Raw genomic sequence first — 23,644 nt, 5'->3', positions numbered from 1 at the left:
CGAGGCTTGCCCGCGAAAGCGGTTTCACAGTCAGAGTCATCGTTGAATGTGAAACCGCTTTCGCGGGCAAGCCTCGCTCCTACACAGGTTGTGTATGGTCAGAACAGCTTGGTGAACAACCAGTACAAGCTGCCCGACAGCACAATCGCCGCCGGCAAGGTCAGCACCCAAGCCATCAGCAGGTTGCGGATGGTCTTCATCTGCAAGCCGCCACCGTTGGCGACCATGGTCCCGGCCACGCCTGAAGACAACACGTGGGTGGTCGATACCGGCAGGCCGAACATGTCGGCGGCGCCGATGGTCAGCATCGCCACGGTTTCCGCCGAGGCGCCCTGGGCGTAGGTCAGGTGCGTCTTGCCGATTTTCTCGCCGACCGTCACCACGATGCGTTTCCAGCCGACCATGGTGCCGAGCCCCAGGGCGATGGCCACTGCGATCTTCACCCACAGCGGAATGAACCGCGTGGCGTTGTCGATCTGTTGCTTGAACAGTTGCAGCTTGCCGGTGGTATCGGCGTCGAAGTTACCGACCTTGTTCTTGTCCATCAGGCGAATGGTTTCGCTGGTCAGGTACATGTCGTTGCGCACGTTGCCCATCGCTTCGGCCGGGACTTTCGACAGCGAGCCGTAGCCCTTCACTTCGTTACCAATGTGGCCCGCCAGCGCGGCGAGGGCGGGGATCAGTTGCGGTGTGGCCTCCTTGCTGTGCATGTAGTCGGTCAGCACCGGGCGTGGATCGGTGGGCATCGGCAGCGGTGTGTTTCTCATCAGGGCTTGCTGGGTGACTTCGGCCACCGCGGCGAATTGCAAGGCCTGATCCGCCGGCATGGTGCGGTTCAATGCATACGCCATCGGCAGCGTGCCCACCAGAATCAGCATGATCAGGCCCATGCCTTTCTGGCCGTCGTTGGAGCCGTGGGCGAACGACACGCCGGTGCAGGTCAGAATCAACATGCCGCGAATCCACCATGGCGGCGGGGTGTCGCCTTTCGGCGCCTTGTACAGCGCGCGATTTTTGACGAAGACGCGCAACGCCAACAGTAACAATGCGGCAAAGACAAAGCCGATCAGTGGCGACAGCAGCAACGCGTAACCGACCTTGGTCGCCTGGGCCCAGTCCACGCCGCTGGTGCCGTCGCGGCCATGCATCAAGGCATTGGCCACGCCGACGCCGATGATCGAACCGATCAGGGTGTGCGACGAAGACGCCGGCAAGCCCAGCCACCAGGTGCCGAGGTTCCACAGGATCGCGGCGATCAACAGGGCGAAGATCATCGCGAAACCGGCGGAGGAGCCGACCTGCAGAATCAGCTCCACCGGCAGCAGGGCGATGATGCCGAACGCCACCGCACCGCTGGAAAGCAACACCCCCAGAAAGTTGAAGAACCCGGACCAGGCCACGGCGAAATTCGGCGGCAAGGAATGGGTGTAAATCACCGTCGCCACGGCGTTGGCGGTGTCGTGAAAACCGTTGACGAACTCAAAGCCCAAGGCAATCAGCAGCGCGACGCCCAACAGCAGAAATGGCGTCCAGGTGGTGACCACCGTGCCGAGTTCGCTCATGTCGTGCATCAGGCTATAGGCGGTGAACAACAGCCCGCTGCCCAGCACGGCAAAGAACATCACGAAGGTGAGCAGGCCGGGTTTTTTATCGAGCTGCGGCCTGGCGCCGCTGGCGGGCGCCTGGGAGGCGGCGGTGAAGGAAGGCGTAGCCATGCCGGATAATCCTGAGCAGAGAAGGAGTATCGGCCATGATCGTTGCTAAATATTACAGTGAGGCTGCGCTGGGTCAGTGTTTGGTTTTTTTGTAATGCCGGATGCTAAGGCAGGCAAACGCCTGTGGCGAGGGAGCTTGCTCCCGTTCGGCTGCGAAGCAGTCGTAAAACCAGAGAATTCTGTTTGAATGAATATACCGGATAGGGGCCGCTGCGCAGCCCAGCGGGAGCAAGCTCCCTCGCCACAAGGTATCGGTGATGATGGGCGGTTTAATAATCGCGCCGCTTGCGAAACGCCCAACGCCCGGCAATCAGGGTAAACGTCGCGACCAGCGCCACCAGAATCCAGAACCCCTCCGGATCACCGGCAAGCGGCACCCCGCCGACGTTCATGCCGAAGAAACCGGCGATGATGTTGATCGGCAGCGCCAGCACCGTGACCACGGTCAGGGTGAACAGCGTGCGGTTGCTCTGTTCGTTGAGGTTGGCGGCGATTTCTTCCTGCAACAGCTTGATCCGCTCACCGAGCGCCGTAAGGTCATTGATGATCAGCGCAAACTCCTCGGTGGATTTGCGCAGCTCCTTGACGTCCTCCTTTTGCAACCATTGCGGCGGGCGATTGAGCAGGCGCAGCAACGAGCCCGGCTCCAGCGCCAGCAGCCGTTGCAGGCGCACCAGCACCCGGCGGTTGGCGCCCAGTTCGGCGCGGTTGGTGGACAGGCGCGACGACAGCAATTCATCTTCGATCTGATCGACACTGAGGCTGGTCTTGCGCACGATCTGCGTCAGCACTTCGCCCTGATCACGCAGCAAATGCACCAGCAGCTCCAGCGGTGAGCGAAAACATTCACCGGCCTTCACCGAAGAGCGCAGCTTGTCCACCGAGTGCAGCGGTTGCAGGCGCGCGCTGATGATCAGCCGACTGCGGGCGCAGACCCACAGCGTCGAGACATCCGAGGAAACCATGCTACTGAGGTTGAACACCACATCGTTGACCACCGCCAGCAACGCCGAATCGACATGCTCGATGCGCGTCGAACGCGACCCTTCGTGCAAGGCTTCGAAAAACTCATCGGGCAATTCCAGATGGCTTTTCATCCAGCGCTCGCACGCCGCATGGGCCAGGTTCAGGTGCAGCCAGAGAAACTCATCACTGTCGTCCGGTTGTTGCAGGCAGTGCAGTGCCTTGGCCGAATCGATCTCTCGACCGCGCTCGCCGGGGCGAAAACTGAAACCGTAAAGCAGGCCGAACAAGTCGGAATCGCGATGGCGTTGGTCAATGCTGTGGTTCATGAAGTCTCGCTGCGAGGAGGCGCCTGTCGCGGGTTTCACAGGTTCACTTAAACCTCATCATTGCAAGCGCTCATGACATTTTTGTGACGACAAGGTGTACGCAAACGATTGCGATACCGATAGTCGGATTCTACTCAAGAACCGCTCTGGCACGCCGATCACGCTTGGGTTAGGTTTGCGCGCCTTCGGCCAAAGGCCAATGCGTCAGACAGGGATGTCCGGTTACTTTTCACGCCTTCATCCGCGTGCCTCATTCCTGTCATGAGTACTTTCCGATGTCTTTGCAAAAGTCCTTGAGAGCACAAATTCTCGCCCTGTTGAGCGGCAGCCTGTTGGCGATGTTGTTGATCGCTTTGGCCTGCTTTCACTTTCTGTCCAACGGCGTTCAGAGCTACGCGAATCTGATTGAAGGCCCGTTGCACACTTCGCAATTGATCGATGAAGCCAACCTGCAATTCAAGGTGCAGGTTCAGGAGTGGAAAAACGTCCTGCTGCGCGGCAAGCAACCCGCGGACCTGGACAAATACTGGAAGCAGTTCGAGGAGGGTCAGCGCAATGTGCAGGGTATCCTCGGTGAACTGGCCGGGCAGAAGGGTATGGAGCCGCAACTCAAGACCCGCATCGAACGCCTGCGTGAGGAGCATCGTGTATTAGGTGCGGCGTATCAGAAGGGCCGTGATGCCTACGTGGCGGCCGGTGCCGACCCAGCGGCGGGCGACAATGCGGTCAAGGGCGTGGACCGCGCTGCCAGCGAGCAGATGAATGAACTGGTCAGTGAACTGCGCAAGCAGAGTATCGAACAATCGAAATTGATCAGTGCCAGTGCCGATCAGACGGTGTTGTCGGGGCTCGCGGTGATGCTGCTGTCGGGTCTGCTGATTGGCCTGTTGAGTCTGTGGCTGGTCAACCGCAATCTGGTGGAGCCGATTCGCAAACTGATCGACTACGTGGCGCAGCTTAGCCAAGGCCGGTTCGCCGAACGCGTGGCCAGCACCCGCCAGGACGAGTTGGGTAACCTGGCCAAGGCTGCCAACACCTTGCGCGATTTCCTTGCCGAAACCTTCCACCGTTTGCAGCGCAGCACGTCCGACCTGGACAGTGCCAGCGGTGAGCTGAAATCGATTGCCGGCCTCATGGCCAGCGGCACCAACGAACAGTTCAACCGCACCGATCAAGTGGCCACGGCGATGAACGAAATGTCTGCCACCGCGCAAGAAGTCGCGCGCCACGCCGCCGATGCGGCACGTGCGGCCGACGAAGCTGATCAGTCCGCCCAGCAGGGCGAGAAAGTCATGCAGGGCACCATTCACACCATCACCCAAATGCGTGGCGAAATCGCCAACACCGCCACGGTCATCCGTCGTCTGGAAGAAGACAGCGGGCGCATCGGCAAGGTGCTGGAAGTGATTCGCGGCATCGCCGAACAAACCAACCTGCTGGCGCTCAACGCGGCAATCGAAGCGGCCCGTGCCGGTGAAGCCGGGCGTGGTTTTGCGGTGGTTGCCGATGAAGTACGCAGCCTGGCCCAGCGCACGGCGGCGTCGATCATCGAGATCAACCAGATCATTCAAACCGTGCAAACCGGTGCGGTGGATGCGGCCCAGGCCATCGAAAGCGGCCAGTCACGCAGCGAGCAAAGCGTCGAACAAGTGACCCAGGCCGGCGCCATGCTCGAGCGGATCACCCATGCCGTGGAAGCCATTCGCGACATGAACCGCCAGATCGCCACCGCCGCAGAAGAACAGACTTCAGTGGCCGAAGACATCTCGCGCAACCTCACCGAAATCACCAGCATCGCCAGTACCAATCTGGACAACGTGCAGCGCACCGAAGCGGCCAGCCACAACCTGCATGGGTTGTCGGGGCAATTGAATGAGGTGACGGCGCGGTTGAGCGCCTAGTGAAATGGGCTGTGTACCGAATCGGTTACCGAGTCGGTACACAGTCGCTCTCAAGTTCGTGCCGCGCCTGACGATGACGCAAGTTACCCAAACTGCATATTGGATAACGCCCATGGTCAGCATCAGCTCCGTTTCAATCAACCAGACCCTGTCGACTTCTTCAAGCCAGGTTTCGATCAGCGACAGCACCGAAGACAGCACCGTCGCGGCATCCACCGAGGCTTCCAGTGACACCACCAAGGCTGCCGCCGGTGGTGCTGCCGCGTCGAGCGAAAGCAGTTCCAGCAGCAGTGAGTCCGATACGGTGAAAGAACTGCGCAAGCAGCTCGCCGAACTGCAAAAACAATTGCAGGAGCAACAGCAGCAACTGCAAGCGGCCCAGGCCAAGCAGCAAAGCAGCGAAGCCAAGGCCGCGGAAGTCGCGGCGGCTCAATCGCAGATTGCGGCCACATCGGCTTCGATGCAGACAGTGACGGCGGCATTATTGCAGGCGTTGCAGGATGAGGGTGGCAGCACGTCGGGTTCAGTGGTCAGCACCACCGCTTAAGTCTTTGGGGGGCAAGCTGAAGGTAAACGTCGTGCCCTGCGGCTCGGTCGATTCCACCTCCAGTTTGCCGCCATGGGACTGTGCAATCTGACTGGCGATGTACAACCCCAACCCGAGGCCGGCCTGCGGTGTTCCACCGGTCGGTCGTGAGTAGGGCTGGAACAGGTGTGGCAATGCATCTTCGGTAATCAGCCCCTGATTTCTCACGCTCAACACGAAGTGCCCTTCGTTGACCTGCGCACTGACCTCGACCGGGCTGCCGGGGTCGCCATGGACAACGGCGTTCGCCAACAGATTGGACAGCAACTGCGCGATCCTTTCGCGATCGCAATCAACGTGACTCAGGTCGCCGATCGAGGACTCTATGATGCGCTTGGGGTGAATGCTCTGGATCTCGGCAATCACATGCCGCAACGCATCTGCCAGGTCCGGACATGGTTCGATGTTCACCGGAATGCCGCGGCCCAGTGCCCCCCGCGCGAAATCCAGCACATCGTCGACCAGTTTGGTCGCACGCCGGGCGCTGGTGAGGATATGTCGCGCCCGTTGCTCATTCGCCGGGTCTTTGACTTTGCGCAGGAGCATTTCGGCACCGGCGCTGATGGCGAACAAGGGGTTGCGCAGATCATGGCCGAGCACGGCGATGAACTGTTCGCGTAGTTCGGTGGTTTTACGTTCCTTGATCGACGCCGCTTCGGTCCGTTGCAGGTTTTCTTCGGCGTCGATCTGCAGCGCCAGTATCCGGGCGAACGATTCCATGGTGTTCTGGATCGTGCTGGACTTGAGCGGAGCAGGATCAGGGTCAAGGGCACAGAGTGTGCCGAAGAAGCGTCCATCGGTGCGAAAGATCGGCACGGCAATGTAGCTTTCGAATGGATAGGTGCGGGGCGTGTGGTGATCGCGGTAGAGCGGGTCTGCACTGGCCCTGTCGATGATCACCGACTGCTGGCCCTGGCGAGTTTCGTCGCTCAGCGTGGAGAGCAGCCGTAGTTCATCACCCACCTGTACACCGGAATCCAGTCGATCGAGCACCGCGCAGGCGATCCAGGTGTTGTCGATGACGCGGGCTACCGCCGCGAACCGCAAACCGGTCAACTCATTGATCACCTGAAGAATCGCCGGCACCGCGCTGATCCGGCCGATCGTGGTGATGTCTGCTGCCGCTGTTTGCCCCATATCCGTGGTTCTCTGCTTCAACATGCTGAATGATGTTGAGGAATTCTAGCGGGCTTGCGCAAAAGGGCGCGACTTCGTTCATCACTGCAGCGATTTGCCTTACGCCGAACGCAAAAAAGCCGCAGAACCCGAAGGTCGTGCGGCTTTTTGTAGTTGAATCACTTGTCTTGTTTGTTGCTCAGGACCTTGCCAGTCGCGGCATCGAAGTCCACGTCCCATTCGGTGTTGTCAGCCAGACGCAGCTCAACTTCATATTCGTAACCGTTGAAGTGGTTATCCAGGTCGGTATCGGTAATTGTGGCGCCCGGGTGCAACTTCAGCGCGGCCTGGTTCATTTCTTCCAGTGGTTTGATCTTGCCGCTTTTGACCAACTCGGGGATCTGGTCGACGCGAACGTCAGCCTGGGCCAGGCCAGCGGTGAGGGTCAGGGCAGCAGCGGTGAACAGGGCAGTTAAGGTTTTCATCAAGTTCTTTCCTTGGAGGAGCTGTTTAAGTGGGATCAGGTTAAACAGCGCAACTTAATTCACCCTTAAAAAAGCAATCGCGGGCAAGCCACGCTCCCACAAGGTCTGCACAAAACCTGTGAGAGCGTGGCTTGCCCGCGATGGGAACGACGCGGTGCAGCGCCTGGCGTCAATCAGTAACCGTTGTTCTGCAACAACTGCGCAACACTCGCCGCCGCCGGGCGCTTATAGAACTTCAGCAGTTCGCTGGCGCGGTTGGTGAAGATGCCGTCGACACCGGCATCGGTCACTTTCTGATAATCCACGGCATCGTCGATGGTGTAGACGTGCACCAGCATGCCCTGATCGTGGGTGAACTGGTTCATCCACGGTTTCACCAGGTCCGAATAGCTCTGATCGCCGCCCTTGGTCAGCGCGGCAGAAGGCCCGGTACCGATGGCGCCCTGGGCCTTGGCGTACTCGACCCATTGCTGGAATTCGGCTTTGTCCTTCGGTTCCTGTTTGGCGTAGTAAGTCGCTTTATCCTTGTCACCGGACTCGGCGAACGTGACTTTGGATTTCGGCTCGATGCTGCCTTCGCCCACCCACAACAGCAGGATTTTCGGCACTTGCGGCATTTCCTTCTCGAGCAGTTCGAGGCTGCTCTTCTCGAAGGTTTGCAGCACGACTTTGCCTTTGCCCTGGCCGACCGCCAGATTGCTCTTTGCCAGTTTGGAACCGGCCGGGCTCAGCCAGCCACGGTCCTGCAATTTATCCTTGAGATCGCGCTCGATACCGGGAAACTGCTTCGGCTCTTTGGTTTCGATGTACAAGCCAGGCTTGTGCAGCGGATTGCCTTGGGCGATGTCGATGATTTCATCCAGGGTCAGAATCTTCAGGCCCGCGTAGCCAGGACGCGCGCGGTCCGGGTAAGCGGCGTTGAACCAGCTGCCGGCATCCAGGGTTTTCAGTTCGGCGATGGTGAATTCGTTAGCCGGGCTGTCCTTGCGCTCAGGGAATTTGGTAGCGACGTCGGTGGTGCGTTGCAGGTTGTTGTCGTGCAGGGCGAACAACACGCCATCCTTACTGCGTTGCAGGTCCATTTCCAGGTAGTCGGCGCCCAGGTCGCGAGCCAGTTTATAGGCCGCGGCGGTGGATTCCGGTGCATCGAAAGAGGCGCCACGGTGGGCGATCACTGCCGGGTGTGGAATGCCCAGGCGGGTTGCCAGTGCGCTGGGGCTTGGCTCGTTGGCGGCCTGTGCCTGGCCGAGGCCGAGCATCAGGCTCAGCAACAGGGCGCTTTTGGTGAAGGTGGCAGGCATGCTCGAAGTCCTTTTGCGATGAGTTTTCAAAGACGTATCTTTTAACAACTGAGCGCCGCTTGCGCTATCGCCAGACCGACATAAACGTGTTTAAAGCAGATTTCTTCGACGCTTTTGTGCGGCTCTTTGCAGTAATCTTCACACCTGCAGTTTCCCCGGCAGAGGGAAACCCGTTCCACTTGCCCTGCGTGTAAACCATCGATCACCGGTCCTTTGCGACCTTTTGTGAGGTTTACCATGCGCATCACTTCCCAGCTCATTTGCCAGGCCGCCGACCAACTCAAAGGCTTCGTCGGTCTCAATCGCAAGACCGGCCAGTACATCGTGCGCTTCAGCGAAGACGCGTTCGGCATGGATGTGGCCGACGACGGCATCATCCCCGCCAGTGAGTTCGTCTGGGCACCCGGCCCCGAGCAGACCATGACACTCAAGCGCGAACTGATCCAGTTGCTGCTGGATCAGAACGTCGATGACCGGATCAACATCACCGAACCGTTGCGGGTGTACATGAATCGACGGGACGTGCCGCAGATTACGGCGGTGAGGAGTTTGGTGCGGGGGTGAGGGTTTTGTGGTGGCTGTTCTGGCCTCTTCGCGGGCAAGCCCGCTCCCACATTGATCCCTGTTGTGCACAAATCTTGTGGACGCAGGAGATCCCTGTGGGAGCGGGCTTGCCCGCGAAGACGGTCTCCAGAATCACCGGGTCATTCACTGTTTGAACGCATAGGCCCGCTCAACCTTGCACACCCGCGTATGACACGCCGAATACCACGTCGATCGCCCGCGCTCGCGGATTGCGCTGTGCTCGGGATGATGCTTCCAGGCCAGGATAGCCGCTTCGCTGGCCCAATAGGACACCGTAATCCCGAGCCCGTCCGCACCCCGGGCCGACTCCACGCCCAGGAAGCCGGGCTGCTCACGGGCCAACTCCACCATGCGTTCGGCGGCCTGTTCATAACCTTGATCACCTTCGGTGCGCCGCGAGGTGAAAATCACTGCGTAATAGGGTGCCGCAGGTGTCTGGGCGATCATGATTTTTTCCTCGCGCAGGCCTCGACCAACGCCTTGACCAACGGTGGCAGCAGGCCTTTGAGCGCGGCGCGTTCCGGTTGGAATAGCGTTGCGACAAAGAATGGATGATCGTTTAGCTCCACGGCCCGCAGATCCCCCGCCGAATCGCGGCCAACCGCGTGCAACTGTCGTGTCATTAGCGGCCGTTCAAACTCGGGATTCACACCGTAACGGCAGCGATAGCCTTCACGAATCTGAGCATTTTCGTACGCCTTGGCGATCAACGAGCCTTTAACCAAATGAATGCTGTCGACGGCTTCCACCAGCGCACAGGTCAGCGGCGTGAGTAACGCCCGCGTCGAGTTGGGCGAAGTCTCGCCGTGTTCGGCATCTTCCCAGCCCAATACGTTGCGGGCGAATTCCAGCACCGCGTGCTGAAAACCGCCGCACGTGCCGAGAAACGGCCGTTGTTGTTCCCGGGCAAAGCGGATCGCCCGTAACGCGCCATCCATGTTGCGATAAGGGCTGGCGGGCACGCACCAGAAACCATCGAAGTCATCCAGTGGCGTATCGGCGGTGATGCGGTCGGTGGCCAGCCATTGAAACTGAATGTTCTGGCCTGTGTGTTCGGCGGCCATGCCGAGGGCGACGGGAATGGCTTGATGGGCGGTGACCTGTGGGTCGTAGTCACCGATCAGGGCGATGCGGATGGCGTTGGTTTCCATGAGTGATCTCGACGCTTGTTGATTTCTGGCATCGACTATAGATTGGCGCTCACGCAATCAATATTGGCGTTATCCCAAGTGATCAATGCATCGACGCACTATCAACTGGACTACCCGGACCTGTCGCTGATCCTCGCCCTGGTGCGCGGCGGCTCTCTGGCTCGGGCTTCGGCGTTGTTGAAGGTCGACGTTTCGACGGTGTTTCGCGCGGTTCGTCGGCTCGAAGCCGGGCTGGGCCAGCAACTGTTCGAAAAGAGCCGCGCTGGTTACCTGCCTACCACGTTGGCTCAGACCCTGGCCGAGCAGGCTGAACGCGCCGAACAAGCACTGGAGGCGGCGCGCATTGGCGTGGAGCAGGGCGGTGAAATCATCAGCGGCACCGTGCGCCTGACCTGCACCGATTCGGTCCTGCAAAGTCTGCTGCTGCCGGCGCTGGCGCAGTTCATGCCGTCTTATCCGGCGCTGACCATTGAACTCTGCACCTCCAACGACTTCGCCAACCTCAGTCGTCGCGACGCCGACATCGCCTTGCGGTTGACCCGTACCCCGCCCGAGCATCTGGTCGGGCGGCGATTGGCAGACATTTCCTACCGGGTTTGTGCCAGCCAGGCCTATCTGCAATCGGTCGAATCCCACGACTTGGCCTCATTGACCTGGATCGCCCCCGACGACTTCCTGCCCGATCACCCCACCGTCGCCTGGCGGCGTCAGCAGTTGCCTGGCGTAACACCCGGTTATCGCTGCAACAGCATGTTGTCGGTGACCGAATTGGTGCGGGCTGGATTGGGCGTCGCGGCATTGCCGGACTTTCTCATCGGCGACGGACTGCAACCGTTGACCGAGCCCTTGCACGGTTACGACACCGCGCTGTGGTTGCTAACCCGCCCGGACTGCCGTGCGTTGCGCTCGGTGGTGACATTGTTCGACGAGTTGGGGCGGGCGCTTCGGATCAAACCTTCGGTGGCTCCTTGCCGATGAAGTGTTGGTGCATTTCCGACGTCAGGCTTTCGATGCGTTCGCTCAGGGTCTTGGTGATTTCGGTGAGCCGGGTGTTTTGCTCCAGCAGTTCCATCAATTGCGCGGTGGTTCGGGCGGCGTGGGCCTGACGTTCAATGTTGGCGACGGCCAAGGCTTCACGGTGTTGTGCATCGGCGTCTGACTGGGCTTTGTCCCGCGCAGCCTGACGCGTCTGGGCCAGCAGAATCAGCGGCGCGGCATAGGCCGCTTGCAGGCTGAACGCCAGGTTGAGCAGGATGAATGGGTACGCATCGAAGTGGGTTATGCCGGACAGGTTCAGGTACATCCAGACCACCACAATCAGGGTCTGGGCGCCGAGAAAGGTCGGCGTGCCGAAGAACCGCGCAAAGGCCTCGGCGCGCAGGGCAAAACGGTCGGTACCGAAAGTGGGTGCCAGGTGAGCGTGAGGGCGATGGAAGCGCAGATGATCGATGGGGCCGGTGACTTCGGTTTCGGTTTCGGTTTCGCGGGTCGGAGTGCTCATGATGCTCTCTGTATCGTTCTGGAACTGAAAGCTCACTATAGCTCCAGCGTCAGTCTCATTCAGAAACACATTGCGGTGTTTCTATTCAGAGCGATCAGTCAGCGATAAAGCGGCGGACATTGTCATTTTTTGCAGCTGGTTCAGAGCGCATAACACGCCAGGAACATGTCCAGCGCAGATTCCACCACAGTGTGCTGCATCTCGGGCGACAGACCCGTTTGGCCCATGGAGATCTGGGGCCAGAAGGCAAAGGACTTGAGCAGCCCGTGGATCTGTTGCGCGGCGAACTCAGGCGCGACCGGTTTCAATCGGCCATCGGCCTGGGCGGCGCGAATCCACACGGTCAAACTTTCTTCGCGCTCACCCATTCGGGCGACCATGTTCTGCGCACGCTCGGGAGAGTGGATGGTGGCGGCGATCGCTACTCGCGCCAGGTCGAGAAAATTGTCATCGGCCAGCATCTGCAATTTCGCCTGCAACATCAGACGCAGCTGATCGCGCAGGGGCAGGTCGTGGCGATAGGCCGTTTCCTGTTCGGCCGTTACTCGGGTCCATAACTGATTGAGGATTTCGGCAAACAACTCTTCCTTGCTTGGGAAGTGGTTGTACACCGTGCGCTTCGACACGCCGGCGGTGGCGGCGATCTTGTCCATGCTGGTGATGTCGAAACCGTTGGTACGGAATTCGGCAATCGCCGCCTGGATGATGGCTTCGCGTTTTCGGTCGGTGAGGCGCTGTGGAGCTGTCATAAGTACGTTTCGGCAGGAAGAAGTGGAGAATTACACTTGGTAGTTTACTTGTGATCGGCTTTGATGCAACCTAGAAACTACACTGTGCAGTGTAATGTTTTGTTAATCCTGCACCGTAAACAATGCAATCTCCGGCTGATGCGTACGTGCCTTGGCCATAAATCGTCCCAAGCGGAAAATCGTCAATTGTGCGGTTTTTCTGGAGTCATTCAGTCATGGCCACTTCAACTTCTCCAGCGGATAACGCCTCAACGCCTGAAGCGTCTCGTCAGGCTCAAGGGCAATACCAGAACCACACACCAGTGCAGCGCGAAGGCTTCCGTAAAACCTTGCGCATCCTGTGGAACTTCATTTTCAACAAGCCGCAAGACACCCGGCCATCGGCCCCTGTCCCGGTGCACGCCCTGACCCAGGCAGCATTGGCCGCTGCGCCCAACCACAGTGTCTATCGTCTCGGTCATTCCACGGTCCTGCTGAAATTGCGGGACAAATTCTGGATCACCGACCCGGTGTTCGCCGAGCGTGCTTCCCCGGTGCAATGGGCCGGCCCCAAGCGTTTCCACCAGCCGCCCATCAATCTCGAAGACTTGCCGTCGATTGAAGCGGTGATCCTGTCCCACGATCATTACGACCACCTCGATTATCAGGCCGTGCTCAAACTGGCGGACAAGACCCGCTACTTCCTCACACCGTTGGGCGTGGGCGACACCCTGATCAAGTGGGGCGTCGACGCCAGCAAAGTGCGACAGCTGGATTGGTGGCAGGGCACCGACGTCGATGGCCTTCAATTCGTCGCCACACCTTCGCAGCACTTTTCCGGTCGTGGCCTGTTCGACAGCAACAGCACCCTTTGGGCGTCGTGGGTGATGATCGACAGCGACACGCGGATCTTCTTCAGTGGTGACAGCGGCTACTTCGACGGCTTCAAACGCATCGGCGAGCAGTACGGCCCATTCGACCTGACCCTTATGGAAACCGGCGCCTACAACGTCGAGTGGCCTCACGTGCACATGCAGCCCGAGCAAACCCTGCAAGCGCACATCGACCTTAAAGGGCGCTGGTTGCTGCCGATCCACAACGGCACCTTCGACCTGTCGATGCACGCCTGGTACGAACCTTTCGACCGTATTCTGGCGCTGGCCTGGGAGCGGAACGTGTCGATCACCACGCCGCAAATGGGCGAGGCGTTCAACGTGCTGTACCCGCAGCGTGGTGGCGCGTGGTGGCTGAATTTGGAAAGTGCGATGAAGGAAAAAGGGCAGATTGCTTGTAGCGGCTACAAGTCTGGGTGAACTTTCGTACGGCTTGCGCTCCTTGTTGCTGACAGTCGCTTCCTGCGACTTCGGTAGGCTGTGCGGCGAGTGAAATGACTCACTCGTGATTAGCCAAAATAAGGACGTTACATGAAGTACATTTTCAAAAGCCGCATGACGGTATTGGCGCAAGCCATCCTGCTTTCCGTCGCGGGTTCCGCTTACGCCAATAGCGCCGCTGCAACATCAGCAGCGGTCAACGCGCTCGAATACGCAAGCGTCGGCGAACTCACTGCACAGATGGAGCGTAACGAACTCACCTCCGTAGCGCTGGTGAAGCACTTGCAAGCGCGTATCGAGACACTGGACAAGCAAGGGCCGGCGATCAACGCGATCATGGAACTCAATCCTCAGGCCATCGAGATTGCGATGGCGCTGGACAAGGAACGTGAGGACGGAAAAGTTCGCGGCCCGCTTCACGGGATTCCGGTTCTGCTCAAAGACAACGTTGATACCGCAGACTCGATGCAAACGAGCGCGGGCTCACTGGCCATGGTCGGCCAAGCGGCGGCCAACGATGCATTTGTCGTCAAGCAGCTTCGTGACGCAGGCGCGGTCATTCTTGGCAAAACCAACATGAGTGAATGGGCTTACGTTCGAGAAATGGGCTTGCCCCATGGCTGGAGCGGTCGAGGCGGCCAAGGGAAAAATCCCCACGTACTGAGTGGCGAAATATGCGGTTCCAGTTCCGGTTCGGCCGCAGGCGTAGCCGCCGGGTTCGCACCGCTGGCCATTGCCACCGAAACCAATGGCTCGATCACTTGCCCCGCCTCGGCCAACGGCGTGGTGGGCGTCAAGCCGACGCTGGGGCTGTTCAGCCGTTCCGGCATCATCCCGATCACACGCCTGCAAGACACTGCTGGCACTATGACGCGCACCGTTCGTGACGCGGCGCTCATGTTCAACGCCCTGCAAGGTGTCGACGCTGCGGACGCCGCAACCAGCGACGCACCGGTAGGTGTCGATTACACCGCATTGCTCGCCACGGACGCCTTGAACGGCAAACGAATCGGTTACCCAACCGAGTACATGGGGCCGAACGGTTCGGTGTTGCGTCCCGGTTTTGAATTCCTGATGGCACTGGCCACGCTGGAAGAGCAAGGCGCTACTCTGGTGCCATTAAGAGTCCGGCTGCCCAGCATTGACGGTTACTTCAACGCGCTTATGGGGGGCATGAAACATGAGCTGCCCGAATATCTGGCCAGCCGATCCGGGTTGCCGATCCAAACGCTTCAAGGGTTGATCGAGTTCAACGAGCTCAATCCTGGCCCTGAAGGTTACGGTCAGCAGATGCTCAGAGAAATCAGCAAACTGGACATGAGCCACGCGCAGGCAACCGAACTGTTCGCAGCACTCAATGCCAGCTTCAAGGAAGCCATCGATGAGCAACTGGCCCAGCACAATCTGGACGCCCTGGTCGCCGATGCCGATGGCTATTCGCAATTCAGTGCCGCAGTGGCCGGCTACCCAGCCGTCACACTGCCGTCGGGCATGAAGGGCGATGGCCTGCCCACTTCCGTGTTCTTTTACGGCCCTCGCTGGAGTGAACCCAAACTGTTGGCGTTGGCTTACAGCTATGAACAGGCTTCGTTAGAGCGCCAGGATCCGGCGTTTAAACAGCAGTAAAGGGATGTAACCGGGCCAGTGAGTTTTATGGTGTCACTGGCTCACTCAACCATCGCATAATCCGCCCGCCCCACCGGGTTCGGTGTGGACCCTTTCACATTCATCCCTCGGCCCGGTGCAAACCCCGGGAAGAACACCAGGCCTTGCGATTCAAACCGATACGCCAACGCCAGCCGCGTGACATCCAGCACATTACGCTGCGCCTCGAATCGCTGGATGGCGTCAACGGAAACCCCGGATTCCTCGGACAACTCTTCCACACTCCAACCCAGCATCGCTCGGGCCTGGGCGCAGTGGGCGGGGGTGAACTGGAAGAGGGCGATGCGTTCCAGGGTGATTTTCATTGCAAGAGAGGCCATGGTTTTCTCCGGGGATCGAGCGTGGCGATTCGAAAATGTACTGTGTTTTTGTACAGTTGTTTTGCGCCCGGATCAAACTCATTTTTTGATCGATTCTCTTTTTTCGCTCAGGCAGGGGCGTTGGACCGACTACGCTGTCTCTAGGCGGTTTCCTGAAAGCTCCAAATGATTGAACGTCAGCCTTCTGATCTTCAATGCAGGAAAGGTGGCGTTTCAAAAGCAGTGCGCCACAGCGTTATGCGGGGAAGGGAATCATGAAAAGACTACGTCTGCTATGTGCCCTGATCAGCTTTACAACTCTGCCGGTCCTGGCCGATACGGCATCGCCAAACAAAGATGCCTTTGTCACCAACCTCATCAATCAGATGACCCTCGACGAAAAAGTCGGCCAACTGCGGCTGATCGCTATCGATGAAAAGATGACGCCCGAAAAAATCTGCCAGGAGATCGCTGCCGGGCGAATCGGGGGGACGTATGGCTCTGTGAGCCGTTATGTAAACCGCCCCATGCAGGACGCGGCTCAACAAAGCCGCCTGAAGATACCGATGTTTTTCGGTTGGGACGTGATACACGGTCATCGAACCATTTTTCCCATCGGCCTGGCCTTGGCCTCCAGTTGGGATATGGACGCCATCGAGTTGAGCGGTCGAACGGCGGCGAAAGAAGCCAGTGAGGACGGTATCGACATGACCTTCGCACCGATGATCGATGTCGCCCGTGATCCTCGTTGGGGGCGCACATCCGAAGGCTTCGGTGAAGACACCTATCTGGTTTCGCGCATTGCCAGAGTGATGGTCCAGGCCTACCAGGGCCAGAGCTTGAACGCGCCCGACAGCATCATGTCCAGCGCCAAGCACTTTGCGTTGTACGGGGCCGTCGAGGGCGGGCGCGACTACAACAGCGTCGACATGGGCCTGGCCCGAATGTACCAGGACTACCTGCCACCTTATCGTTCGGCGATCGAGGGTGGCGCGGGAGCCGTCATGGCGGCGCTTAACTCGATAAATGGTGTGCCGGCGGCGGCCAATAGATGGTTGATGCAGGATTTGCTTCGCAAAGCGTGGGGCTTCAAGGGACTGGTCATCAGCGACCATAACGGGGTAACCGATCTGGTTCAGCACGGTGTTGCGAGGAATCCTCGCGACGCGGCCAGGCTCGCCATTCGGGCCGGCATTGATATGAGCATGAACGACTCCTCCTATGGCCCGGAGTTGCCGGGGCTGCTTGAGTCTGGCGCTATTTCCCAGAGCGATATTGATAACGCGGTGCGGGAAGTCCTGGGTGCCAAGTACGACATGGGGCTGTTCGAAGACCCTTACCGGCGCCTCGGCGCTGCCAGTGAAAACGCAGCTGATAACAACCCCGAAAACCATCTGCACAGAGCGCAGGCCCGTGAAGTGGCACGCAAGACACTGGTGCTGCTGAAGAATGAAAACGGGCTCTTGCCGCTGAAAAAACAAGGCACGATCGCGCTCATCGGCCCGTTGGCAAAAAGTGCTGTCGACATCATGGGCAGTTGGTCCGCGAGCGGTGTGCCCGCGCAATCGGTGACGATCTACGACGGGCTGAAAAACGCGATGAACCAGGGCTCGCTGATCTATGCCCGAGGTGCCAATCTCGAGGAGGATCAGGAGGTTGTTAAATACCTGGAATACCAGGGCGTGTCCGAAATCGCCAACGACCCCCGTCCGGCAGCAGAAATGATTGACGAAGCCGTCAAGGCTGCACAGCAAGCCGATGTTGTGATTGCCGTGGTGGGAGAGCCTCGCAGCATGTCCCATGAAGCGGCCAGTCGAACCAGCCTCGATTTGCCTGGGCGCCAGAGTGAATTGATCACCGCCCTGAAAGCCACCGGCAAGCCGCTGGTGCTGGTGTTGATGAACGGTCGGCCGCTGTCCATAGGCAAGGAGCAGAAACAGGCCGATGCGATCCTGGAAACCTGGTACAGCGGCTCCGAGGGAGGCAACGCCATTGCCGATGTATTGTTCGGTGACTACAACCCGTCTGGCAAATTACCCATCACCTTTCCGCGCTCCGTGGGGCAGATCCCCAACTACTACAGCCACCTGAACACCGGCCGTCCGTACTTGCCGGGTGCGCTTCGCAACTACACGTCGCAATATTTCGATCAATCCTATGGGCCGCTTTACCCCTTCGGCTATGGGCTGAGCTATACCGATTTCAGCCTGACCGACATGGCCCTGTCTTCGACCACGCTGAACAAGACCGACAACCTCGTCGCCAGCATCATGGTGAAAAATACCGGCCAGCGTGACGGCGAAACGGTGGTTCAGCTGTATATCCGCGATGTTGTTGCCTCTGTCGCCCGTCCGGTCAAAGAACTGAAGAACTTTCAAAAAATCATGCTCAAGGCCGGCGAGGAGAAAGCGGTGCACTTCAGCATTGATGAGAACGACTTGAAATTCTTCAACTCCCAACTGGAATACGTCGCTGAGCCGGGTGAGTTCCGGGTGCAGATCGGCCTGGATTCCCAGGATGTGAAGGAGCAGAGCTTTGAATTGCTGTCAGAACAAGCCAGTCAAGACAATCATGCGCCTGGTGCAGAACCTGTAGACGCGAGCGGTGCGGCGATCCGACTTGCCCACGAAGAACGATGATGCGTAATCCCTGAAAACCGCGGTGCATTCTTCGCGGGCAAGCCTCGCTCCTACGGGGTCATTTCGTCCCCTCCAACCAAACGGATGGGGCCTGCCCCAGCACGCGCCGAAACATGGTCGAAAACGCCGCCGGGCTTTCATAGCCAAAATCCAGGGCAATGCGCGTCACTGGCGTGTCCACCGCCAGCCGCGCCAACGCCAGCACCACACAGGCCCGCTGCCGCCATTGGCTGAAACTCAGCCCGGTCTGTTGGCGGAACAGGCGATTGAACGTACGCAGGCTGATATGCAACTGATCGGCCCATTGCTGCGGCGATTGGTGAACGTTCGGTTGCCGGAGAAACGTCTGACACAACCCGAGCAACCGCGAATCCACAGGCAGCGGAATGTGCAACGGCAGGGGAGCACTGCGCGCCAGTTCATGCAGCAACAAGTCGATCAGCGCCCCATCGCGCCCGGCCTCGTCGTACTCCAGCGCAACCTCCACCGCCTCCATCAGTAAATGCCGCAGCAACGGCGAAACACTGATCACCTGGCAACGGCTGCCCAGATCAACCGCCCCCGGTTCGATATACACACTGCGAGTGCTCACCCCCAGCATCAACACCTCATGCGCCACCCCCGGCGGAATCCACACCGCTCGCTGCGGCGGCACCACCCAATTGCCGTCGAGCGTGCTCACCTGCATCACCCCCGTGGCGCCATACAACAACTGCGCCCGCCGATGGGTATGGCTCGGCAACCGATGACCATCGGGGTAATCCGTACCGATGGCCACCACCGGCCGTGGCGTGTCGTCCAGCAGATCAATCGAAACATTGCGCATCGAGCGGCACCCAGCGATTGGCGTAAACGCAAACATTATTGGCTGACTTGCTGAAGCAGGCCAAGCTCCGTCGCTCTATCGTTCGCCACTCCCAACCCACGGACGATGCGCGATGTTCTTCTACCTCTTGCTGACACTCTTCGGCTGCATGACCGGCGTCACCGCCGTGCTATTCGGCTTCGGCGGCGGCTTCGTCGTCGTGCCCTTGCTGTACCGCATGCTCACGGCCAGCCACGGCACCGACGACCCCATCGGCCAATCGGCGATGCACATTGCCGTAGCCACCTCGACCTGCGTGATGATCGTCAATGCGCTGATCGCCACCAGAAAACATCATCACGCGGGCAATCTCATTCGCCATTACCTGTGGCCGTTGGGCGGGTTCATCGGCCTGGGCGCGATCGTCGGAGCTATTGCCGCGATGTGGGCGAGTGGTGAGCTGATCCGTTTTGCCTTCATCGTTTACCTGGGTGTGACCATTCTGGACTGCTTGTTCAGACGCGGTTTTCTTACACAGTCCTACATCGAAGTCCCACGGCGATTGGGCGGGGCAGAAGTGTCTGGCGGCGGTGTGGGAATTGGCGCTATCGCCACGTTTCTTGGGGTGGGTGGTAGCGTCATGACCGTGCCGTTGCTAAGACGTTGTGGCCTTAGCATGTCGCAAGCCACATCCATGGCTAATCCGCTGAGCCTGCCCGTTGCGGTGGCCGGAACGCTGACCTATATGGCGATGGCGGGGTTTACCGAGTTTGATCTGGGGCCGTGGTTTGTCGGTTATGTGGATGTGCTGGCGTTTGCGCTGCTGACGGTTGGGTCGCTGGTGGGGATTCGGCTGGCCACGCCGTGGATCGGGCGGATACCGGATCGGGTGCATGCGCGGGTTTATATTGGTTTGCTGGTGGTGGTGATGCTGAGTATGTGCGCCAGGTAAGGTTGGAATCAGTGGGCTAATTCGCAAGAATAGACTTTTGCATTTCAAGATCTCACGCAGGAGAACGTCATGCCGATCCTCGAAAGCGACTGGAAGAAATTCAAGGAACTGCGCAAGATTGCGCTCGATAGATTTTGCCAAGGTGTTCTTGCCGATGCCAAGACAATTGCCCAGCACGGAGCGCTATCAGCCCACGCTCGATATGGAATGCTCTACGGGTTGATTCAGGATCGAAACAAGGACATGGCTCAGGCTTTTGACCATAACAGCCAATCCCGTTCCAGTGCACTCAGAGGCTTGTGGTTAATGGTCATGCATGACTTGCTGACCGAAGCAGAGTTATCAGTTCTCAGCGAACAAGCGCTGAACTATATCTCGGAGGTTGTTCGCCAGCCCTATGAGCTTGAGTGGGTTGACGAGATCGTGGGACAGGACTGACAGCCGCATACAGAATTTATAAAAGGACCCTGCATGTTGATCTTCAACTGCACCGAAGCTGCCAGCACCTTCTTCAGCCGCGTCCACAAGGGCAAGAAAATAACCCCGGTGGAGAAACCTCCATCGTCCGTTATCGAGGACGACGAGCAGGGTGACTCAACCGAACAGTGGCTGGTCCACGCCATTACCGTGCAACGCAAGCACGTGTTGTTCGTCATCCATGTGAAAACCCGTTATTGCATGATCTTCGCTGACGCTAAAAAGGCTGACGTGGAAGGTTTTGTTCAACGGTTTTCCGAGCGATGGATCAATGGCCTGATACGCCATGCGGGGCAGAACGATATCCTGCAGTGGGTTAACGATGAGCCGATGATGGAGCGCTTCCAGGAAAGCTGCCGCCAGTACACGTTTTACAAGCGCGGTCATCGCGGTGCGCAAAAGCACATCAACGAGATTGCCTGGATTTTTGAGGATTGCGCCGCCGAATGGGGATCTTTGCCTTCGGACGAATTCTCGGCTGGCCGTTTCGATGCTGATATGAACGACACCCCGAGAGGCGGTAAAGGGCACAAGGACTATTACTTTCCGGATGAGGAAATGATGGTCCATTGGTTGTGCCAGTACTGCGGCCTCGACGAGTCAGGCATACAAGCTGCGCGTGATCGGCGCAAAGAAGTGAGACGGGAAACTTTTGAACTGTTGAATCAGCTTGATCAGGATTGATCGGACCATATCGATTCTTGGACGCTGATTCGCCATACTCCGCGCCAATATTTCGTGAGCAGACGCTCACTTTTTTCAAGGATGTATTGATGTTCAAAGGATTGTTGCGCCTTGCACCCTGCGCCACGTTATTACTCGCGTTCTGTTCGACTGCCGATGCCGAATACACCAATCGCCTCTTCACCGGCACCCTGGGCAAGATGCCGATCGTGCTGGAACTCAACACCAACCAGCCGGACGAAGTCACCGGCCGCTACTTCTATGAGAAATACCATCGCGACCTGGAGCTGAGCGGCTCGCTGCAAGAAGAGACCCTGACGCTAACCGAAGGCAACAACCGCTACGGTGAAGACAAACCCCAGCCAACCCTGAAGTTGCAAGAAACGGCCAACGGCTGGCAAGGCGAATGGAAAGGCCCCAAGGGCAAAATCCTGCAAATGCAATTGACCGAGGCCAAGCTCCCGGCACCGGCAGCAGACGCCTTGCCCTTCATCGCCGCGCTGCCGAAAAGCGATCCTTACGAATATCTGCGCCTGCAAGGCTTGAAACTCAAACCGGGCAAGAAAGAGTCCTTCATGGGCTACGACCTGCAATGGTGGACGGAGCCCGCGTCCGGTCTCTCCATGTTCAGCATCGAGTCCGGCTACCCGAAAGCTGACCAGCAGCGGATCAATCAGCAATTGTTGGAGCGGCTCTGGAGCGAAGTCATCAACTACCACGGCTGCTTGCTGGGAGGTGGGGAATTTGCCGAGTTCGACCAAGGCGTCGCCCCCCAATTCCTGTCGCCCGATGTGGTCAGCCTGAACATCTCCACCAGCTACAGCTGCGGCGGCGCTCACCCGGACTTTGGCAATTCGCCGATCAACCTCGACGTTCACACCGGCCATAGCCTGTCGCTGGAAGACGTGCTGTGGGTGGGCAACGGCAAGCCGCTGCTGCACGCCGACCGCGACGGCGCGAGCGATACATCGTTGACCGAGGAAGAGAGCAAGGCACGATTCACCTATCAGCGCGAAGTGTTCGTACCCTGGCTGATCAAGCAATTCGCCGCGCTGTACCCCGAGGAAATGCAGAAGCCGGCGGACGAGGACAGCTGCGACTACACCGACGAAAGCGTTTGGGGTTATTCCAACTGGCACTTCACCGCCAAAGGCCTGTACCTGGGACCGTACTTCGCCCGCGTACAACGTAATTGCGATGACCCGGGCTGGTCAGTGCTGCCGTACGCCGTGGTCAAGCAAAACCCCGGCGCGGTCAAACTCGAACTGCCTCACAACTAATCCTTAGCCTGCTGCCAACCCCGGCGCTTCCCGAATAATGAAGTGATCCAGGTTCTCGATGTTGGCACTGAACACCCCGAACGTCTGTTCGGGGTTTTTCTTGCTCGGCACCTGCTTCAACTCCGGCGTCACGCCATAAAAGAAGCAATACAACTCGGCATCACTGTCGACGGCGTGCTTGATCTCCTCCAGAAACGCCTTGCGCTTGCGGTAGTTGTCGATCAGCTTCTTGCTCAGATAAACGTTCACCGAATAAGGCTTCTTCTTCGCCTCGTCCGGTTGCTTGAACCAGACCTTCTGTTCGAAATCGATGCGAAAGCTCTGGGTGTAATCCTTGATCTCCTTGATCTTGCCCCAGTAAATCAGCCCCTTGTTGTCCTGCAGGTACTCGATCTTCTTGAAGAACGACCCATAAGGCGCCGTGTGCTCGCCAATCTTCAGCGGCATGCGCTTGAGCAGCTCCTTGTCCGCGAAGTTCGACACAAAACACTCAACGGGATGGGCGAAGATGCTGGTCTTGTCCGGCGCCGTCTCGCGGCTCGGATGTTCGACGTTACTGCTCGCTGAAGTGAGTGTCGGGGCATCGCGCAAAACATCCGCCGCCACCGCCGGGCTCACAGGCTTACGCACATACTCACGCCGAGTCAGCAACAACTCCGACGGAAAATGCTCCTCCCGACTGTCATCCGATTCCGCCCCGTCCGCCTCCAGACCCGACGCCGGCGTCTTCAGACTGACATAAGGACAATCCGCCACATGCCGCGTGCTGGGCATGTTCTTGAAGTGCGGCGTGCGCACGTAATTCACATTCTTGGCGTTGAACGTCCCCAGCACGTTGGCCGCATCGAAGGACAAACGACAGGCATCGTTGGGGCACTGGAAGTGTTCCTTGGCGGAATCGAAATCCATGGTTTCATCGAAATTCAGATCGCGCACGTCATAGATCGACAGCTTGTCGTCGAGGCTGAGGCAGTAGGCGAGGTCGAATTTCATGGTGGGCTCGGGTCCTTGAGAGGGGAAGGGTATTAATAGCGGGAGGCGGGGCGGGTTGCACTGACTGTTTTTGGCTCAGCGCAAAGTCCGTAGCAATGCACCGGTCAATGGGCAGGGCTTGAGACGCTACTTTTGAAAGACGCTCAGCTCGACGC

The 23,644-nt window shown here is 58.7% G+C and carries 23 protein-coding genes; 11 read left to right on the top strand and 12 right to left on the bottom strand.

The window, feature by feature from the left end:
- Positions 1-98: 98 nt before the first annotated feature.
- Together AC30D7_RS24125 and AC30D7_RS24120 are read right to left on the bottom strand one after the other, a co-directional pair.
- Positions 99-1,715, bottom strand: a complete 1,617-nt coding sequence (locus AC30D7_RS24125) for an inorganic phosphate transporter (protein ID WP_490135763.1) — start codon at positions 1,713-1,715, stop codon at positions 99-101.
- 269 nt (positions 1,716-1,984) lie between these two features.
- Positions 1,985-3,007: a transporter gene (locus AC30D7_RS24120; RefSeq protein WP_019581436.1), complete on the bottom strand. Its 1,023-nt coding sequence runs from the start codon at positions 3,005-3,007 to the stop codon at positions 1,985-1,987.
- A gap of 275 nt (positions 3,008-3,282) precedes the next feature.
- On the opposite strand from AC30D7_RS24120, the gene AC30D7_RS24115 reads away from it, so the two are divergent.
- Entirely contained in the window at positions 3,283-4,908 is a 1,626-nt protein-coding gene (locus tag AC30D7_RS24115; protein WP_490135762.1) for a methyl-accepting chemotaxis protein, read from the top strand.
- Positions 4,909-5,020: 112 nt separating this feature from the next.
- The gene (locus tag AC30D7_RS24110; protein WP_490135761.1) at positions 5,021-5,455 is read left to right on the top strand and encodes a hypothetical protein; all 435 of its coding nucleotides are present in this window, start codon (positions 5,021-5,023) and stop codon (positions 5,453-5,455) included.
- Here the strand turns inward: AC30D7_RS24110 and AC30D7_RS24105 are convergent.
- From AC30D7_RS24105 to AC30D7_RS24095, 3 genes are all read right to left on the bottom strand, one after another.
- Positions 5,432-6,631 carry a GAF domain-containing sensor histidine kinase gene (locus tag AC30D7_RS24105; protein ID WP_490135760.1) on the bottom strand — a complete coding sequence of 400 codons (1,200 nt, stop codon included), beginning with the start codon at positions 6,629-6,631 and terminating at the stop codon, positions 5,432-5,434. The genes AC30D7_RS24110 and AC30D7_RS24105 overlap by 24 nt on opposite strands.
- A 158-nt stretch (positions 6,632-6,789) precedes the next feature.
- Complete coding sequence (locus AC30D7_RS24100) at positions 6,790-7,095, bottom strand: PepSY domain-containing protein (RefSeq protein WP_007934833.1); 306 nt, start codon at positions 7,093-7,095, stop codon at positions 6,790-6,792.
- Positions 7,096-7,268: 173 nt separating this feature from the next.
- The gene (locus AC30D7_RS24095; protein ID WP_490135759.1) at positions 7,269-8,396 is read right to left on the bottom strand and encodes a glycerophosphodiester phosphodiesterase; all 1,128 of its coding nucleotides are present in this window, start codon (positions 8,394-8,396) and stop codon (positions 7,269-7,271) included.
- A gap of 237 nt (positions 8,397-8,633) precedes the next feature.
- Between AC30D7_RS24095 and AC30D7_RS24090 the strand changes: the two genes are divergently transcribed.
- The gene (locus AC30D7_RS24090; RefSeq protein WP_490135758.1) at positions 8,634-8,960 is read left to right on the top strand and encodes a DUF2025 family protein; all 327 of its coding nucleotides are present in this window, start codon (positions 8,634-8,636) and stop codon (positions 8,958-8,960) included.
- A gap of 144 nt (positions 8,961-9,104) precedes the next feature.
- Here the strand turns inward: AC30D7_RS24090 and AC30D7_RS24085 are convergent, their stop codons facing one another.
- Positions 9,105-9,428 (bottom strand): antibiotic biosynthesis monooxygenase family protein, encoded by a 324-nt coding sequence (locus AC30D7_RS24085; protein WP_490135757.1) that lies wholly within the window; start codon positions 9,426-9,428, stop codon positions 9,105-9,107.
- A complete protein-coding gene (locus AC30D7_RS24080; protein ID WP_490135756.1) occupies positions 9,425-10,132 on the bottom strand; it encodes a CTP synthase C-terminal region-related (seleno)protein in 708 nt (235 codons plus the stop codon). The genes AC30D7_RS24085 and AC30D7_RS24080 overlap by 4 nt, the downstream gene beginning before the upstream one ends.
- A gap of 15 nt (positions 10,133-10,147) precedes the next feature.
- Between AC30D7_RS24080 and AC30D7_RS24075 the strand changes: the two genes are divergently transcribed.
- Positions 10,148-11,110 (top strand): LysR family transcriptional regulator, encoded by a 963-nt coding sequence (locus AC30D7_RS24075; RefSeq protein ID WP_490135755.1) that lies wholly within the window; start codon positions 10,148-10,150, stop codon positions 11,108-11,110.
- Here the strand turns inward: AC30D7_RS24075 and AC30D7_RS24070 are convergent.
- Positions 11,082-11,633, bottom strand: a complete 552-nt coding sequence (locus AC30D7_RS24070; RefSeq protein ID WP_490135754.1) for a DUF1003 domain-containing protein — start codon at positions 11,631-11,633, stop codon at positions 11,082-11,084. The genes AC30D7_RS24075 and AC30D7_RS24070 overlap by 29 nt on opposite strands.
- 140 nt (positions 11,634-11,773) lie before the next feature.
- Positions 11,774-12,382 carry a TetR/AcrR family transcriptional regulator gene (locus AC30D7_RS24065; RefSeq protein ID WP_490135753.1) on the bottom strand — a complete coding sequence of 203 codons (609 nt, stop codon included), beginning with the start codon at positions 12,380-12,382 and terminating at the stop codon, positions 11,774-11,776.
- A gap of 215 nt (positions 12,383-12,597) precedes the next feature.
- Between AC30D7_RS24065 and AC30D7_RS24060 the strand changes: the two genes are divergently transcribed.
- Positions 12,598-13,674 carry an MBL fold metallo-hydrolase gene (locus AC30D7_RS24060; RefSeq protein WP_490135752.1) on the top strand — a complete coding sequence of 359 codons (1,077 nt, stop codon included), beginning with the start codon at positions 12,598-12,600 and terminating at the stop codon, positions 13,672-13,674.
- A gap of 111 nt (positions 13,675-13,785) precedes the next feature.
- Positions 13,786-15,321: an amidase family protein gene (locus AC30D7_RS24055; protein WP_490135751.1), complete on the top strand. Its 1,536-nt coding sequence runs from the start codon at positions 13,786-13,788 to the stop codon at positions 15,319-15,321.
- Positions 15,322-15,362: 41 nt separating this feature from the next.
- Here the strand turns inward: AC30D7_RS24055 and AC30D7_RS24050 are convergent, their stop codons facing one another.
- Positions 15,363-15,680: a helix-turn-helix domain-containing protein gene (locus tag AC30D7_RS24050; RefSeq protein WP_018926408.1), complete on the bottom strand. Its 318-nt coding sequence runs from the start codon at positions 15,678-15,680 to the stop codon at positions 15,363-15,365.
- Between the two features lie 254 nt (positions 15,681-15,934).
- Between AC30D7_RS24050 and bglX the strand changes: the two genes are divergently transcribed.
- Complete coding sequence (bglX, locus tag AC30D7_RS24045) at positions 15,935-18,298, top strand: beta-glucosidase BglX (protein ID WP_490135750.1); 2,364 nt, start codon at positions 15,935-15,937, stop codon at positions 18,296-18,298.
- A 58-nt stretch (positions 18,299-18,356) separates the two neighbouring features.
- Here bglX and AC30D7_RS24040 read toward each other — a convergent pair whose 3' ends face one another.
- Entirely contained in the window at positions 18,357-19,124 is a 768-nt protein-coding gene (locus AC30D7_RS24040) for an AraC family transcriptional regulator (protein WP_490135749.1), read from the bottom strand.
- Between the two features lie 112 nt (positions 19,125-19,236).
- Here AC30D7_RS24040 and AC30D7_RS24035 point away from each other — a divergent pair, with 112 nt between their 5' ends.
- The 4 genes from AC30D7_RS24035 to AC30D7_RS24020 all read left to right on the top strand — a co-directional run bounded on the left by AC30D7_RS24035 (position 19,237) and on the right by AC30D7_RS24020 (position 22,496).
- The gene (locus AC30D7_RS24035; RefSeq protein ID WP_490135748.1) at positions 19,237-20,055 is read left to right on the top strand and encodes a sulfite exporter TauE/SafE family protein; all 819 of its coding nucleotides are present in this window, start codon (positions 19,237-19,239) and stop codon (positions 20,053-20,055) included.
- A 69-nt stretch (positions 20,056-20,124) separates the two neighbouring features.
- Complete coding sequence (locus AC30D7_RS24030) at positions 20,125-20,493, top strand: hypothetical protein (RefSeq protein ID WP_490135747.1); 369 nt, start codon at positions 20,125-20,127, stop codon at positions 20,491-20,493.
- A gap of 33 nt (positions 20,494-20,526) precedes the next feature.
- A complete protein-coding gene (locus AC30D7_RS24025) occupies positions 20,527-21,216 on the top strand; it encodes a DUF6933 domain-containing protein (RefSeq protein ID WP_490135746.1) in 690 nt (229 codons plus the stop codon).
- 89 nt (positions 21,217-21,305) lie between these two features.
- Positions 21,306-22,496: a hypothetical protein gene (locus tag AC30D7_RS24020; RefSeq protein ID WP_490135745.1), complete on the top strand. Its 1,191-nt coding sequence runs from the start codon at positions 21,306-21,308 to the stop codon at positions 22,494-22,496.
- Between the two features lie 3 nt (positions 22,497-22,499).
- Here AC30D7_RS24020 and AC30D7_RS24015 read toward each other — a convergent pair whose 3' ends face one another.
- Positions 22,500-23,489 (bottom strand): hypothetical protein, encoded by a 990-nt coding sequence (locus tag AC30D7_RS24015; RefSeq protein WP_490135744.1) that lies wholly within the window; start codon positions 23,487-23,489, stop codon positions 22,500-22,502.
- Positions 23,490-23,644 lie beyond the last annotated feature (155 nt).

This window comes from Pseudomonas sp. DF5 (genome assembly GCF_058148225.1).
This window is presented reverse-complemented; position numbering and strand designations above follow the sequence as displayed.